Annotated in this window: 15 protein-coding genes; all 15 read left to right on the top strand. The window is 57.1% G+C overall.

The features are described 5' to 3' along the window. Positions 1–39: 39 nt before the first annotated feature. The 15 genes from mnmE to glmU all read left to right on the top strand — a co-directional run bounded on the left by mnmE (position 40) and on the right by glmU (position 14,935). Positions 40–1,410, top strand: a complete 1,371-nt coding sequence (gene mnmE / locus ACODSV_RS14760) for a tRNA uridine-5-carboxymethylaminomethyl(34) synthesis GTPase MnmE (protein ID WP_150054704.1) — start codon at positions 40–42, stop codon at positions 1,408–1,410. 550 nt (positions 1,411–1,960) lie between these two features. After that, on the top strand, positions 1,961–3,853 hold the full coding sequence (mnmG, locus tag ACODSV_RS14755) for a tRNA uridine-5-carboxymethylaminomethyl(34) synthesis enzyme MnmG (RefSeq protein ID WP_102623688.1): 1,893 nt from the start codon (positions 1,961–1,963) through the stop codon (positions 3,851–3,853). Continuing rightward, positions 3,850–4,494, top strand: coding sequence for a 16S rRNA (guanine(527)-N(7))-methyltransferase RsmG (rsmG, locus tag ACODSV_RS14750; protein ID WP_489045044.1), 645 nt, complete (start codon positions 3,850–3,852; stop codon positions 4,492–4,494). Before mnmG ends, rsmG begins: the two co-directional genes overlap by 4 nt. 18 nt (positions 4,495–4,512) lie before the next feature. Next, positions 4,513–5,310: a ParA family protein gene (locus ACODSV_RS14745; RefSeq protein ID WP_015886651.1), complete on the top strand. Its 798-nt coding sequence runs from the start codon at positions 4,513–4,515 to the stop codon at positions 5,308–5,310. 9 nt (positions 5,311–5,319) lie between these two features. Beyond that, positions 5,320–6,192, top strand: coding sequence for a ParB/RepB/Spo0J family partition protein (locus tag ACODSV_RS14740; protein ID WP_024078256.1), 873 nt, complete (start codon positions 5,320–5,322; stop codon positions 6,190–6,192). 148 nt (positions 6,193–6,340) lie between these two features. After that, positions 6,341–6,748, top strand: a complete 408-nt coding sequence (locus ACODSV_RS14735; protein ID WP_024078255.1) for a F0F1 ATP synthase subunit I — start codon at positions 6,341–6,343, stop codon at positions 6,746–6,748. A 16-nt stretch (positions 6,749–6,764) separates the two neighbouring features. Beyond that, positions 6,765–7,634 (top strand): F0F1 ATP synthase subunit A, encoded by an 870-nt coding sequence (gene atpB, locus ACODSV_RS14730; protein ID WP_024078254.1) that lies wholly within the window; start codon positions 6,765–6,767, stop codon positions 7,632–7,634. 133 nt (positions 7,635–7,767) lie between these two features. Next, positions 7,768–8,025, top strand: a complete 258-nt coding sequence (gene atpE / locus ACODSV_RS14725; RefSeq protein ID WP_002555987.1) for a F0F1 ATP synthase subunit C — start codon at positions 7,768–7,770, stop codon at positions 8,023–8,025. Between the two features lie 57 nt (positions 8,026–8,082). Further along, positions 8,083–8,553 (top strand): F0F1 ATP synthase subunit B, encoded by a 471-nt coding sequence (locus ACODSV_RS14720; RefSeq protein ID WP_015886647.1) that lies wholly within the window; start codon positions 8,083–8,085, stop codon positions 8,551–8,553. Positions 8,554–8,565: 12 nt separating this feature from the next. Then, complete coding sequence (locus tag ACODSV_RS14715) at positions 8,566–9,102, top strand: F0F1 ATP synthase subunit delta (RefSeq protein WP_053258794.1); 537 nt, start codon at positions 8,566–8,568, stop codon at positions 9,100–9,102. Positions 9,103–9,123: 21 nt separating this feature from the next. After that, positions 9,124–10,668, top strand: coding sequence for a F0F1 ATP synthase subunit alpha (gene atpA, locus ACODSV_RS14710; protein WP_003177064.1), 1,545 nt, complete (start codon positions 9,124–9,126; stop codon positions 10,666–10,668). A 50-nt stretch (positions 10,669–10,718) separates the two neighbouring features. Next, the gene (gene atpG / locus ACODSV_RS14705) at positions 10,719–11,579 is read left to right on the top strand and encodes a F0F1 ATP synthase subunit gamma (RefSeq protein ID WP_003233565.1); all 861 of its coding nucleotides are present in this window, start codon (positions 10,719–10,721) and stop codon (positions 11,577–11,579) included. Between the two features lie 27 nt (positions 11,580–11,606). Next, entirely contained in the window at positions 11,607–12,983 is a 1,377-nt protein-coding gene (atpD, locus tag ACODSV_RS14700; RefSeq protein ID WP_015886645.1) for a F0F1 ATP synthase subunit beta, read from the top strand. A gap of 44 nt (positions 12,984–13,027) precedes the next feature. Beyond that, on the top strand, positions 13,028–13,444 hold the full coding sequence (locus ACODSV_RS14695; RefSeq protein ID WP_024078251.1) for a F0F1 ATP synthase subunit epsilon: 417 nt from the start codon (positions 13,028–13,030) through the stop codon (positions 13,442–13,444). A 123-nt stretch (positions 13,445–13,567) separates the two neighbouring features. Further along, positions 13,568–14,935: a bifunctional UDP-N-acetylglucosamine diphosphorylase/glucosamine-1-phosphate N-acetyltransferase GlmU gene (gene glmU, locus ACODSV_RS14690; protein ID WP_024078250.1), complete on the top strand. Its 1,368-nt coding sequence runs from the start codon at positions 13,568–13,570 to the stop codon at positions 14,933–14,935. The last annotated feature ends 120 nt before the right edge of the window (positions 14,936–15,055 follow it).

Genomic DNA, 15,055 nt, shown 5'->3' with positions numbered 1-15,055 from the left:
GCGTTTTGCTTTCCGTCACTTTTGTTCTGGAACCTGCTGATGAGCGCTCCTCGTGAAACCATCGCTGCTGTCGCTACCGCTCAAGGTCGCGGCGGTGTCGGTATCGTTCGAATTTCCGGGCCGCTCGCCGGCATTGCCGCCAAAGCCATCAGTGGTCGTGAACTCAAGCCTCGCTACGCGCATTACGGCCCCTTCCTGGATGCGGATAACGGGGTATTGGACGAAGGCTTGGCACTTTATTTCCCGGGCCCTAATTCCTTTACCGGCGAAGATGTCCTCGAATTGCAAGGACACGGTGGCCCGATCGTCCTGGATATGTTGCTGCAACGCTGCCTGCAACTGGGTTGTCGCCTGGCGCGCCCGGGAGAATTCAGCGAGCGGGCATTCCTCAACGACAAGCTCGACCTAGCGCAGGCCGAAGCGATAGCCGACTTGATCGAGGCCAGTTCTGCACAGGCTGCGCGCAATGCATTGCGCTCGCTGCAGGGGGCGTTTTCCCTGCGTGTGCATAACTTGACCGAGCAACTGATCAGCCTGCGTATCTACGTGGAAGCGGCGATTGATTTTCCGGAAGAGGAAATCGACTTCCTTGCCGATGGCCATGTATTGGCGATGCTGGACAAGATCCGCGACGAATTATCCACAGTACTGCGCGAAGCCGGGCAAGGCGCCTTGCTGCGTGACGGCATGACCGTGGTGATTGCCGGTCGACCCAATGCCGGTAAATCCAGCTTGCTCAATGCCCTGGCGGGGCGTGAAGCGGCGATCGTTACCGAGATTGCCGGTACCACACGGGATATCCTGCGCGAACATATCCACATCGACGGTATGCCCTTGCATGTGGTCGATACCGCCGGACTGCGTGATACAGACGACCAGGTGGAAAAGATCGGCGTAGAACGGGCGCTCAAGGCCATTGGCGAAGCGGATCGGGTGCTGCTGGTGGTGGATGCCACCGCACCTGAAGCTGTTGATCCTTTTGCGCTGTGGCCGGAATTCCTTGAACAACGGCCAGACCCGGCCAAAGTCACCTTGATCCGCAATAAGGCTGACCTCACAGGGGAAGCCATTGCCATGGAAACCAGTGACGATGGCCACGTCACTATAAGTCTGAGTGCGAAGTCGGCCGGGGACGGCCTGGAGCTGCTGCGTGACCACCTCAAGGCCTGCATGGGTTACGAACAGACTTCAGAAAGCAGCTTCAGCGCTCGCCGCAGGCACCTGGAGGCGTTGCGTCATGCCAGCGCGGCCTTGGAACACGGTCGGGCACAGCTGACCTTGGCGGGGGCAGGGGAGCTGCTGGCTGAGGATCTACGCCAGGCCCAACAGCTGTTGGGCGAAATCACGGGGGCATTCAGCTCGGATGATTTGCTGGGACGGATTTTTTCCAGCTTCTGCATCGGTAAATAGTCTTTCGTTTTCTATAGGCAGGCCATTCGCGCCTGTCTGTTTCTTTCGCGTACCCCGATTTCCTCCTTTCTCTATGCATAACCAGGTCGTGGGTGGCCTCCGCGTGCGCGCAATTTGCTTCAGTGCTCCCATTTCTGTGGATTAAGCCCTGTGAATAACCGCCCCTGTGCTCGGTTGATAACAGGGCTCGAAACCTGGGCTAAAACCCGCCTGTGGATAACCACCTGTTTAATCCACAGGCTTAAAGCACTTATCCAAGCCCCTCATGGGCACATGACCACAGACTTTTAAAGCGCTGTACACGAAGAAAATAAAGGCCTGTAGAGATCTATCCACAGAAAGGTGCCTCAGTAGAAATAAACATAAAAACAAAGATTTAATAAACTTCTCTCTTTTAATTTCTATTGTCTTTGATTCATCCACAGCTGGTTAAATTTTGTGCAAAGGGTTCTTTAGGGAGGGCTAAGTCCCTATACTTGCCGCCAAAGCTCTAAAACCAGCTCAACCAATCAATTCCTAATTACCTACATAAGCAGGCACGAGGTGCGTGGTGGATTTCCCTTCCCGTTTTGAAGTGATCGTCATCGGCGGCGGTCATGCCGGTACCGAGGCAGCACTGGCGTCAGCGCGCATGGGCGTAAAAACCCTGTTGCTGACGCACAACGTGGAAACCCTCGGTGCGATGAGTTGCAACCCTGCCATCGGTGGGATCGGCAAAAGCCATCTGGTCAAGGAAATCGACGCCCTTGGCGGCGTGATGGCCATGGCTACCGACAAGGGTGGCATTCAATTTCGCGTGCTCAATAGCCGTAAAGGCCCGGCCGTGCGTGCCACACGGGCTCAAGCCGACCGCATCCTGTACAAAGCAGCGGTTCGCGAAACCCTGGAAAACCAGCCGAACCTGTGGATATTTCAACAGGCCGCCGATGACTTGATCGTCGAGCAAGACCAGGTACGTGGTGTCGTCACCCAGATGGGCCTGCGTTTCTTCGCGGAATCCGTGGTGTTGACCACCGGTACCTTCCTCGGCGGACTTATCCACATCGGCATGCAGAACTATTCCGGCGGCCGCGCCGGTGATCCTCCGTCGATTGCCCTGGCCCAACGTCTACGTGAATTGCCACTGCGGGTCGGTCGCTTGAAAACCGGAACTCCGCCGCGTATCGACGGGCGTTCCGTGGATTTCTCAGTGATGACCGAGCAAGCTGGGGATACGCCGATTCCGGTCATGTCGTTCATGGGCTCCAAGGAGCAGCATCCGAAACAGGTCAGCTGCTGGATTACCCACACCAATGCCCGTACCCACGAAATCATCGCGGCGAATCTCGACCGTTCGCCGATGTATTCCGGGGTGATCGAAGGCATTGGCCCGCGTTACTGCCCATCGATCGAAGACAAGATCCACCGTTTTGCCGACAAGGAAAGCCATCAGGTCTTCATCGAACCCGAAGGCTTGACCACCCATGAGCTGTACCCGAACGGTATTTCCACATCACTGCCGTTCGACGTGCAAATCCAGATCGTGCAATCGATTCGCGGCATGGAAAATGCCCACATCGTGCGTCCGGGCTACGCCATCGAGTACGACTATTTCGACCCGCGCGACCTGAAATACAGCCTGGAAACCAAAGTGATCGGCGGCCTGTTCTTTGCCGGGCAAATCAACGGCACCACTGGCTACGAAGAAGCCGGCGCCCAAGGTTTGCTGGCCGGGACCAACGCCGCGTTGCGCGCACAGGGCAAAGACAGCTGGTGCCCACGCCGCGATGAAGCGTACATCGGCGTATTGGTCGATGACCTGATTACCCTGGGGACCCAGGAACCGTACCGGATGTTTACCTCCCGGGCCGAATATCGACTGATCCTGCGTGAAGACAATGCCGATTTGCGCCTGACCGAAAAAGGCCGCGAATTGGGCCTGGTCGACGACGCACGCTGGGCCGCTTTCTGCCAAAAACGCGAAAGTATCGAACTGGAAGAGCAACGCCTGAAAAGCACTTGGGTTCGCCCTGGCACCGAACAGGGTGATGCAATTGCCGAAAAATTTGGCACACCGCTGACCCATGAATACAACTTGCTGAACCTGCTGTCCCGTCCGGAAATCGACTACGCTGGTCTGGTCGAAGTGACCGGCGGTGGCGCGGATGATCCACAGGTTGCCGAGCAGGTTGAAATCAAGACCAAGTACGCCGGTTACATTGATCGCCAGCAGGACGAAATCGCTCGCCTGCGTGCCAGTGAAAACACCAAGCTGCCTGCGGATATCGACTACACCGGCATTTCCGGGTTGTCGAAGGAAATTCAAAGCAAGCTGGGGATAACTCGGCCGGAAACCCTGGGTCAGGCGTCACGTATCCCTGGCGTAACCCCGGCAGCCATTTCGCTGTTGATGATTCATTTGAAAAAACGCGGCGCGGGCCGTCAGTTGGAGCAAAGCGCTTGAGTTCGTTGGTCACCTCGCAACACGCCGAAGAGTTATCCACAGGCGCACACCAGTTGGGCGTCGACCTGACCCCGGTCCAGCACGAATTGCTGTTGGGCTACCTGGCCCTGTTGATCAAATGGAACAAGGCTTACAACCTGACCGCCGTGCGTGATCCCAACGAAATGGTGTCCCGTCACTTGCTCGACAGCTTGAGCGTGATGCCATTCATCGAAAATGGTCGCTGGTTGGACGTTGGCAGTGGCGGCGGCATGCCGGGCATCCCGTTGGCCATCCTGTTTCCCGAGTCCCAAGTGACCTGCCTGGACAGCAACGGCAAGAAAACCCGCTTCCTGACCCAGGTCAAACTCGAACTCAAGCTGGATAACCTGCAAGTTATCCACAGTCGCGTTGAAGCCTTCACGCCTGAGCAGCCTTTCAACGGAATTGTTTCCCGGGCATTCAGCAGTATGGAGAACTTCTGCAACTGGACCCGCCACCTGGGCGACCGCGAAACCCGTTGGCTGGCAATGAAGGGCGTTCATCCAAGCGACGAGCTGTTAGCATTGCCGGCAGACTTCCACCTCGATAGCGAACACGCCTTGGCCGTACCCGGTTGCCAAGGCCAACGCCATCTGCTGATACTGCGCCGCACGGCATGATTGGGAACACAAGCAAGAATGGCTAAGGTATTCGCGATAGCGAACCAGAAAGGTGGCGTGGGCAAAACCACCACCTGCATCAACCTCGCAGCATCCCTGGTCGCGACAAAGCGCCGGGTGCTGTTGATCGATCTCGATCCACAGGGCAACGCCACCATGGGTAGCGGTGTGGATAAACACGGCCTGGAAAACTCGGTCTACGACTTGCTGATTGGTGAGTGCGACCTCGCCCAGGCCATGCACTACTCCGAGCATGGCGGTTATCAACTGCTGCCGGCCAACCGCGATTTGACCGCGGCGGAAGTCGTGCTGTTGGAAATGCAGATGAAAGAAAGCCGGTTGCGCAGTGCCTTGGCGCCGATCCGCGAGAATTACGACTACATCCTGATCGACTGTCCGCCGTCGCTGTCGATGCTCACGCTCAACGCTTTGGTGGCTGCCGATGGGGTAATTATCCCCATGCAGTGCGAGTACTACGCACTGGAAGGGTTGAGCGACCTTGTGGATAACATCAAGCGTATCGCCGAGTTGCTGAACCCGAACCTGCAGATCGAAGGCTTGCTGCGGACCATGTTCGACCCGCGCTTGAGCCTGATGAACGATGTTTCGGCGCAGCTCAAGGAACACTTTGGCGAGCAACTGTACGACACCGTGATCCCGCGCAATATCCGTCTGGCCGAAGCGCCAAGCTACGGCATGCCGGCTTTGGCATACGACAAAACATCGCGTGGTGCGATTGCCTACCTGGCCCTGGCCGGCGAGATGGTTCGTCGCCAACGCCGCAATTCACGCACTGCTGCAGCCCAGCCAACTTAAGGAATCCCCATGGCCGTCAAGAAACGAGGTCTCGGACGTGGACTGGATGCGCTCCTGAGTGGTCCGACTGTCACGACCCTTGAAGAACAAGCGGTGCAGGCCGACGAGCGTGAGCTGCAACACCTGCCGCTGGACCTGATCCAACGCGGTAAATACCAGCCACGGCGGGACATGGATCCCCAAGCGCTTGAAGAGCTGGCCAATTCGATCAAGGCTCAGGGCGTGATGCAGCCGATCGTGGTACGCCCGATTGGTGGTGGCCGCTTCGAAATCATTGCCGGTGAGCGCCGCTGGCGCGCCAGCCAGCAGGCCGGCAAGGAAACCATCCCGGCGATGGTGCGCGATGTCTCGGATGAAACTGCCATCGCCATGGCGTTGATCGAGAACATCCAGCGAGAAGACCTCAATCCGATCGAAGAAGCGATCGCCCTGCAGCGTTTGCAGCAGGAATTCCAGCTGACCCAGCAACAAGTGGCCGAGGCGGTGGGTAAATCCCGCGTCACGGTCTCCAACTTGTTGCGCCTGATCGCTCTGCCGGAAGTCATCAAGACGATGCTTTCCCATGGCGATCTGGAAATGGGTCATGCCCGCGCTTTGCTCGGTTTACCGGAAAATCAACAAGTTGAAGGGGCGCGACACGTTGTCGCACGAGGTCTCACCGTTCGTCAGACTGAAGCCCTGGTTCGCCAGTGGCTCAGTGGCAAACCTGCACCGGTCGAAACGGCCAAACCTGATCCGGATATCGCGCGTCTCGAGCAGCGCCTGGCCGAGCGCCTGGGCTCTGCGGTGCAAATTCGCCATGGCAAGAAAGGCAAAGGCCAATTGGTCATCGGATATAACTCGCTCGATGAGCTTCAGGGCGTCCTTGCCCACATTCGCTGAAACATTTGCTTATGTAGCGCGTGATCGGAAATCACTACCCGGCAGTTGAATAGGGGCAGAACCGCCCCTATACTCTGCGCGCATTTTGTCGGCACAAATTATGCCAAGTTATTGATTTCCGGCAGCCGACCATTGAGGAGCAAGAGTGATGGAAACCCGCACGCCAAACACGTTGCCGTTCCATCGCTTGGCCGTTTTCCCGGTTTTATTGGCTCAATTTGTCATGGTGCTGATCGCCGCATTGGCGCTTTGGTACTGGCATGGAGTCGTAGCCGGGTATTCAGGACTCTGCGGAGGCCTGATAGCCTTGCTGCCCAATATGTATTTTGCTCACAGGGCCTTTCGGTTTTCCGGCGCCCGAGCAGCCCAGGCCATCGTCCGGTCTTTTTATGCCGGCGAGGCGGGGAAACTGATTTTGACGGCAGTGCTGTTTGCACTGACCTTTGCAGGTGTGAAGCCATTGGCGCCGCTGGCTGTATTCGGCGTCTTCGTGTTGACCCAACTGGTCAGCTGGTTCGCTCCCCTGCTAATGAAAACAAGACTTTCGAAACCTTAGGGCGTTTGAGGCAACCATGGCAGAAACAACCGCTTCGGGCTATATCCAGCACCACTTGCAGAACCTGACCTTTGGTCAGCTTCCCAACGGCGGCTGGGGCTTCGCCCACACCGCAGCAGAAGCCAAGGAAATGGGCTTTTGGGCTTTCCACCTGGATACTCTGGGCTGGTCGGTCGCATTGGGTCTGATCTTCGTCCTGATTTTCCGCATGGCGGCAAAGAAGGCGACCTCCGGTCAGCCGGGTGCCTTGCAGAACTTCGTTGAAGTATTGGTCGAATTCGTCGATGGCAGCGTGAAAGACAGCTTCCATGGCCGTAGCCCGGTGATTGCACCGCTGGCACTGACCATCTTCGTCTGGGTGTTCCTGATGAACGCCGTCGACCTGGTACCGGTCGATTGGATTCCTCAACTGGCCATCCTGATTTCCGGCGATCACCACATTCCATTCCGTGCGGTTTCCACCACGGATCCTAACGCCACCCTGGGCATGGCCCTGTCGGTGTTCGCGTTGATCATTTTCTACAGCATCAAGGTCAAGGGCATCGGCGGCTTCATCGGCGAACTGACCCTGCACCCGTTCGGCAGCAAGAACATCTTCGTTCAAGCCCTGCTGATCCCGGTGAACTTCCTGCTGGAATTCGTAACCCTGGTCGCCAAGCCGATTTCCCTGGCACTGCGACTGTTCGGCAACATGTATGCCGGCGAGCTGGTATTCATTCTGATCGCTGTGATGTTCGGCAGTGGTCTGCTCTGGCTTAGCGGCCTGGGCGTTGTTCTGCAGTGGGCGTGGGCTGTGTTCCACATCCTGATCATCACCCTGCAGGCGTTTATCTTCATGATGCTGACCATCGTCTACCTGTCGATGGCGCACGAAGAGAACCATTAAGACCAGTCTCGACTAGTCTGATGTCCTTCCCGGTGAAACGGGAAGGTGGCCTGAAAGGGCTATGAAACGATTTGTTTTACCGCTTTAAAATCTAAAAAACCTAAACCATACGACGTAAAAGTCGGGAGGAAAGATGGAAACTGTAGTTGGTCTAACCGCTATCGCTGTTGCACTGTTGATCGGCCTGGGCGCCCTGGGTACTGCCATTGGTTTCGGCCTGCTGGGCGGCAAATTCCTGGAAGGCGCAGCGCGTCAGCCAGAAATGGTCCCAATGCTGCAAGTTAAAATGTTCATCGTTGCCGGCCTGCTCGACGCCGTAACCATGATCGGCGTTGGTATCGCTCTGTTCTTCACCTTCGCGAACCCCTTCGTTGGTCAACTCGCTGGCTAATCACTCGAATTTTCGAGTTGATTGGGGTGATGGACAACGAATGAGCGAGGTGTTGGCGTGAACATTAATGCAACCCTGATTGGCCAATCCGTTGCGTTCTTCATTTTTGTAGTGTTTTGCATGAAGTTCGTGTGGCCTCCGGTCATCGCGGCTTTGCACGAACGTCAGAAGAAGATCGCTGATGGTTTGGACGCTGCCAGCCGTGCAGCTCGCGACCTGGAGTTGGCCCAAGAGAAAGTGGGTCATCAACTGCGCGATGCTAAAGCACAGGCAGCTGAAATCATTGAGCAAGCCAAGAAGCGCGGCAACCAGATCGTCGAAGAGGCTGTTGAAAAAGCCCGCGTCGAAGCTGACCGTGTGAAGGCTTCGGCTCATGCCGAGATCGAACAGGAACTGAACGGCGTCAAAGACGCGCTGCGTGCCCAACTGGGTGCTCTGGCGGTCGGCGGTGCTGAGAAGATCCTCGGTGCCACAATCGATCAAAACGCGCACGCGGAGCTGGTTAACAAACTGGCTGCTGAAATTTAAGCGAGGGCGATCATGGCAGAACTGACCACGTTGGCCCGACCTTATGCTAAGGCAGCCTTCGAGCACGCCCAGGCCCACCAGCAGCTGGCCTCTTGGTCAGCCATGCTCGGCCTGGCTGCAGCAGTGTCGCAAGATGACACCATGCAGCGCGTGCTCAAGGCCCCGCGCCTGACGAGCGCAGACAAGGCCGCCACTTTTATTGAAGTGTGCGGCGACAAGTTTGATGTGAAAGTGCAGAACTTCATCCACGTCGTTGCCGAAAACGACCGTCTCCCGCTACTGCCGGAGATTGCCGCTCTGTTCGACCTGTACAAGGCCGAAGCGGAGAAATCGGTAGACGTTGAAGTGACCAGTGCTTTTGCATTGAACCAAGAACAGCAAGACAAACTCGCCAAGGTTCTCAGTGCACGACTCAATCGGGAAGTGCGCCTGCAAGCTACGGAGGACGCATCCCTGATTGGTGGTGTCGTTATCCGCGCCGGCGACCTGGTTATCGATGGCTCGATTCGCGGCAAAATCGCGAAACTTGCCGAAGCATTGAAATCTTGAGTTTGAAGGGGCAGCAGAGCAATGCAGCAACTCAATCCTTCCGAAATAAGTGAAATTATCAAAGGCCGCATCGACAAGCTCGATGTGACCTCCCAAGCCCGTAACGAAGGCACTGTCGTCAGCGTATCTGACGGTATCGTGCGGATTCACGGTCTGGCCGACGTCATGTACGGCGAGATGATCGAGTTTCCGGGCGGCGTCTACGGTATGGCACTCAACCTGGAGCAAGACTCCGTAGGTGCCGTTGTATTGGGTGCGTACACCAGTCTGGCTGAAGGCATGAGCGCCAAGTGCACCGGCCGCATCCTGGAGGTTCCGGTTGGTAAGGAACTGCTGGGTCGCGTAGTCGACGCACTGGGTAACCCTGTTGACGGTAAAGGTCCACTGGGCAACACCGAGACCGATGCGGTCGAGAAAGTTGCTCCAGGCGTGATCTGGCGTAAGTCGGTAGACCAGCCTGTACAGACTGGCTACAAGGCTGTCGATGCCATGATCCCTGTCGGCCGTGGCCAGCGTGAGCTGATCATCGGTGACCGTCAGATCGGTAAAACCGCTCTGGCGATCGACGCGATCATCAACCAGAAGAACAGCGGCATTTTCTGCGTCTACGTAGCCATTGGTCAGAAGCAATCGACCATCGCCAACGTGGTTCGCAAGCTGGAAGAAAACGGCGCCCTGGCCAACACGATCATCGTGGCTGCCAGTGCTTCGGAATCTCCTGCGCTGCAATTCCTGGCACCGTACTCCGGTTGCACCATGGGTGAATTCTTCCGCGACCGCGGTGAAGACGCGCTGATCGTCTATGACGATCTGTCCAAGCAAGCAGTGGCTTACCGCCAGATTTCCCTGCTGTTGCGCCGTCCACCAGGCCGTGAAGCTTACCCAGGCGACGTGTTCTATCTCCACTCCCGTCTGCTGGAGCGCGCATCTCGCGTTTCGGAAGAATACGTAGAGAAGTTCACCAACGGCGCAGTGACCGGCAAAACCGGTTCCCTGACCGCATTGCCGATCATCGAAACCCAGGCTGGCGACGTTTCCGCGTTCGTTCCGACCAACGTGATTTCCATCACCGACGGTCAGATCTTCCTGGAATCGGCCATGTTCAACTCGGGCATTCGCCCTGCAGTGAACGCCGGTGTTTCGGTATCCCGTGTGGGTGGTGCCGCTCAGACCAAGATCATCAAGAAGCTCTCCGGTGGTATCCGTACCGCTCTGGCTCAGTACCGTGAACTGGCGGCATTTGCCCAGTTCGCTTCTGACCTGGACGAAGCGACCCGTAAGCAACTTGAGCATGGTCAGCGCGTTACCGAGCTGATGAAGCAGAAGCAATACGCCCCAATGTCGATCGCTGACATGGCGTTGTCGCTGTATGCCGCTGAGCGTGGGTTCCTGACCGACGTTGAAATCGCCAAGGTCGGCAGCTTTGAACAAGCGCTGATTGCTTACTTCAACCGCGATCACGCCGAATTGATGGCGAAGATCAACGTGAAGGGTGACTTCAATGACGATATCGACGCTGGCATGAAAGCCGGTATCGAGAAGTTCAAGGCCACCCAAACCTGGTAAGCCGCAGCGGGAGCCGCAAGGCTCCCGCTTGCTAACCTGATAGGTGTTACATGGCAGGCGCAAAAGAGATTCGCAGTAAGATTGCGAGCATCAAAAGCACGCAAAAAATTACCAGCGCCATGGAAAAAGTGGCGGTCAGCAAAATGCGCAAGGCACAAATGCGCATGGCTGCTAGCCGTCCTTATGCGGAGCGTATCCGCCAGGTAATTGGGCATCTGGCCAACGCCAACCCGGAATACCGCCACCCGTTCATGATCGACCGCGCAGTCAAGCGTGTGGGTTATGTGGTAGTGAGCAGTGACCGTGGTTTGTGCGGTGGTTTGAATACCAACCTGTTCAAGGCCCTGGTCAAGGACATGGCGGTAAACCGCGAAAACGGCGTCGAGATCGATCTGTGTGTCGTTGGTAGCAAGGGTGCGGCCTTTTTCCGTAACTTCGGCGGTAACGTCGTTGCAGCTATCAGCCACCTGGGTGAAGAACCGTCGATCAATGATCTGATCGGCAGTGTGAAGGTGATGCTGGATGCGTACCTGGAGGGCCGGATTGACCGCCTGTCCGTGGTATCCAACAAGTTCATCAACACCATGACCCAGCAGCCAACCGTGGAGCAATTGATCCCACTGGTGGCGACCCCGGATCAGGAACTCAAGCACCACTGGGACTACCTCTACGAACCAGACGCCAAAGAGCTGCTTGACGGCTTGATGGTGCGCTACGTGGAGTCGCAGGTGTACCAGGCGGTGGTCGAGAATAACGCAGCTGAACAAGCGGCGCGGATGATCGCGATGAAAAACGCTACCGATAACGCCGGTGATCTGATCAGCGATTTGCAGCTGATCTACAACAAGGCGCGTCAGGCTGCGATCACCCAAGAGATCTCGGAAATCGTCGGCGGCGCTGCCGCGGTTTAACGGTTCAAATATTCAGAGGATCCAGCTATGAGTAGCGGACGTATCGTTCAAATCATCGGCGCCGTTATCGACGTGGAATTTCCACGCGACAGCGTACCGAGCATCTACAACGCGCTGAAAGTACAAGGCGCGGAAACTACCCTGGAAGTTCAGCAGCAGCTGGGCGACGGCGTAGTTCGTACCATTGCGATGGGTTCCACCGAAGGCTTGAAGCGCGGTCTGGACGTTGTCGACACTGGCGCTGCCATCTCCGTACCGGTCGGTAAAGCGACCCTGGGCCGGATCATGGACGTACTGGGCAACCCGATTGACGAAGCTGGCCCGATCGACACCGAAGAGCGCTGGGGCATTCACCGTCCAGCACCTTCGTTCGCGGAACAAGCTGGCGGCAACGACCTGCTGGAAACCGGCATCAAGGTTATCGACCTGGTTTGCCCGTTCGCCAAGGGCGGTAAAGTCGGTCTGTTCGGTGGTGCCGGTGTAGGCAAGACCGTAAACATGATGGAACTGATCCGTAACATCGCCATCGAGCACAGCGGTTATTCCGTGTTCGCCGGTGTGGGTGAGCGTACTCGTGAGGGTAACGACTTCTACCACGAGATGAAGGACTCCAACGTTCTGGACAAAGTGGCACTGGTTTACGGTCAGATGAACGAGCCGCCGGGAAACCGTCTGCGCGTAGCCCTGACTGGCCTGACCATGGCCGAGAAGTTCCGTGACGAAGGTAACGACGTTCTGCTGTTCGTCGACAACATCTATCGTTACACCTTGGCCGGTACTGAAGTATCCGCACTGCTGGGCCGTATGCCTTCGGCAGTAGGCTACCAGCCGACCCTGGCTGAAGAGATGGGCGTTCTGCAAGAACGTATCACTTCGACCAAGGAAGGTTCGATCACCTCGATCCAAGCGGTATACGTACCTGCGGATGACTTGACCGACCCGTCGCCTGCGACCACCTTCGCCCACTTGGACGCCACCGTCGTACTGTCCCGTGACATCGCTTCCCTGGGTATCTACCCAGCGGTCGATCCACTCGACTCGACTTCGCGCCAACTGGACCCGAACGTGATCGGCCAGGAGCACTACGACACCGCTCGCGGCGTTCAGTACGTGCTGCAGCGTTACAAAGAACTGAAGGACATCATTGCGATCCTGGGTATGGACGAACTGTCGGAAACCGACAAGCAGTTGGTATCCCGCGCTCGTAAGATCCAGCGCTTCTTGTCGCAGCCGTTCTTCGTGGCTGAAGTCTTCACCGGTGCCTCGGGTAAATACGTTTCCCTGAAAGACACCATTGCTGGCTTCAAAGGCATCCTCAACGGTGACTACGACCACCTGCCAGAACAAGCGTTCTACATGGTCGGCGGCATCGAAGAAGCGATCGAGAAAGCCAAGAAACTGTAATCCCGGCGCCCGGCAACGGGCGCTCATCAGGTTGAGGCAATCAGATGGCTATGACAGTCCATTGCGATATCGTCAGCGCGGAAGGGGAAATCTTCTCCGGTCTGGTAGAAATGGTGATTGCACACGGCGAACTCGGTGACCTGGGTATTGCCATGGGCCACGCGCCATTGATCACCAGTTTGAAGCCAGGTCCGATTACGCTGACCAAGCAAGGCGGGGAAAAGGAGGTGTTCTACATCTCCGGTGGTTTCCTCGAGGTTCAGCCGAACATGGTCAAGGTACTTGCCGACACCGTGCAACGTGCTGGCGACCTGGACGAAGCTTCTGCTCAGGAAGCCGTCAAGGCTGCCGAGAAGGCCCTGCACGAGAAAGGTGCGGACTTCGACTACAGCGCTGCTGCTGTACGTCTGGCCGAGGCTGCAGCTCAGCTGCGCACGCTCCAGCAGATCCGCAAGAAGTAAGCGGCCACGCCGTCATGCTTCATGCGCGATTGATTAAAAAGGGTAGCCTCGGCTACCCTTTTTCTTTTTTAGCAAAACACTTCTCTGGTCTGAAGCCGGACCGCCCAGGATTGGTAGCCATTCATGTCTCTTGAAATCGTCATTCTCGCCGCAGGCCAGGGCACCCGCATGCGTTCGGCATTGCCCAAGGTGCTGCACCCCGTCGCGGGTAACTCCATGCTCGGGCATGTTATCCACAGTGCCCGGCAGTTGGACCCACAACGTATCCACGTGGTGATCGGCCATGGTGCTGATGTGGTGCGTGAGCGCCTGGCCGCGGATGACCTGAATTTCGTTCTGCAAGACAAGCAACTGGGGACCGGTCACGCCACCGCCCAAGCCGTGCCGTTCATCACAGCCGACACCGTGCTGATCCTCTACGGCGATGTGCCGCTGATCGAAGTCGAAACCCTGCAACGCCTGCTCAAGCATGTAGTACCTGGCCAGATGGGCCTGCTCACCGTAGAGCTGGATGACCCTACCGGCTACGGGCGCATCGTGCGTAACACTGACGGGAAGGTCGCGGCCATCGTCGAGCACAAGGACGCCAGCGAAGCCCAGCGCGCCATTACCGAAGGCAACACCGGTATTCTTGCGGTCCCTGCCAATAAGCTTGCGGATTGGATGAGCCGTTTGTCCAACAACAACGCCCAGGGCGAGTACTACCTCACTGACGTGATCGAAATGGCTGTCAGCGATGGCCTGCTGGTCGCCACCGAGCAGCCCCACGACCCTATGGAAGTGCAAGGCGCCAACGACCGCAAGCAGCTTGCAGAGCTCGAACGTCACTACCAACTGCGTGAAGGCCGCCGCCTGATGGCCCAGGGCGTGACCCTGCGCGACCCGGCGCGTTTTGATGTACGTGGTGAAGTCACCGTGGGCCGCGACGTGCTGATCGATATCAACGTCATCCTCGAAGGCCGCGTGATCATCGAAGACGACGTGGTGATCGGCCCGAACTGCGTGATCAAGGACAGCACCCTGCGCAAAGGCGTGGTGATCAAGGCCAATAGTCATATCGACGGTGCCGTGATGGGCGAGGGCAGTGATGCGGGTCCGTTTGCACGGTTGCGTCCGGGCAGCGTGTTGGGAGCCAAGGCCCATGTGGGTAACTTTGTCGAATTGAAAAATGCCCATCTGGGCGAAGGCGCCAAGGCCGGCCACTTAACGTACCTGGGCGATGCGGTGATCGGTGCGCGGACCAACATCGGCGCTGGCACCATCACCTGCAACTACGACGGTGCCAACAAGTATCAGACGACTATTGGTGAGGATGTGTTTATAGGCTCCAATAATTCGTTGGTTGCACCTGTAACCATCGGAGATGGCTCGAACACCGCTGCCGGTTCCACCATCAATCAGGATGTGGATAAGTCCCAACTGGCCGTAGCCCGCGCCCGCCAACGCAACATTGACGGATGGAAGCGTCCGGTCAAAATCAAAAAGACCTGAGTTATCCACAGCCTCATCAGCAGTGCTATCCAAATGTGGGAGGGGGCTTGCCTCCGATGGCGGATTTTCAGTCGATGTTTTAGTCGACTGATCTACCGCAATCGGGGCAAGCCCCCTCCC

The sequence above is a fragment of the Pseudomonas sp. FG86 genome (assembly GCF_057808775.1).
Note: the sequence above shows the minus strand (reverse complement) of the source record. Positions and strands in the feature narration are given on the sequence as shown.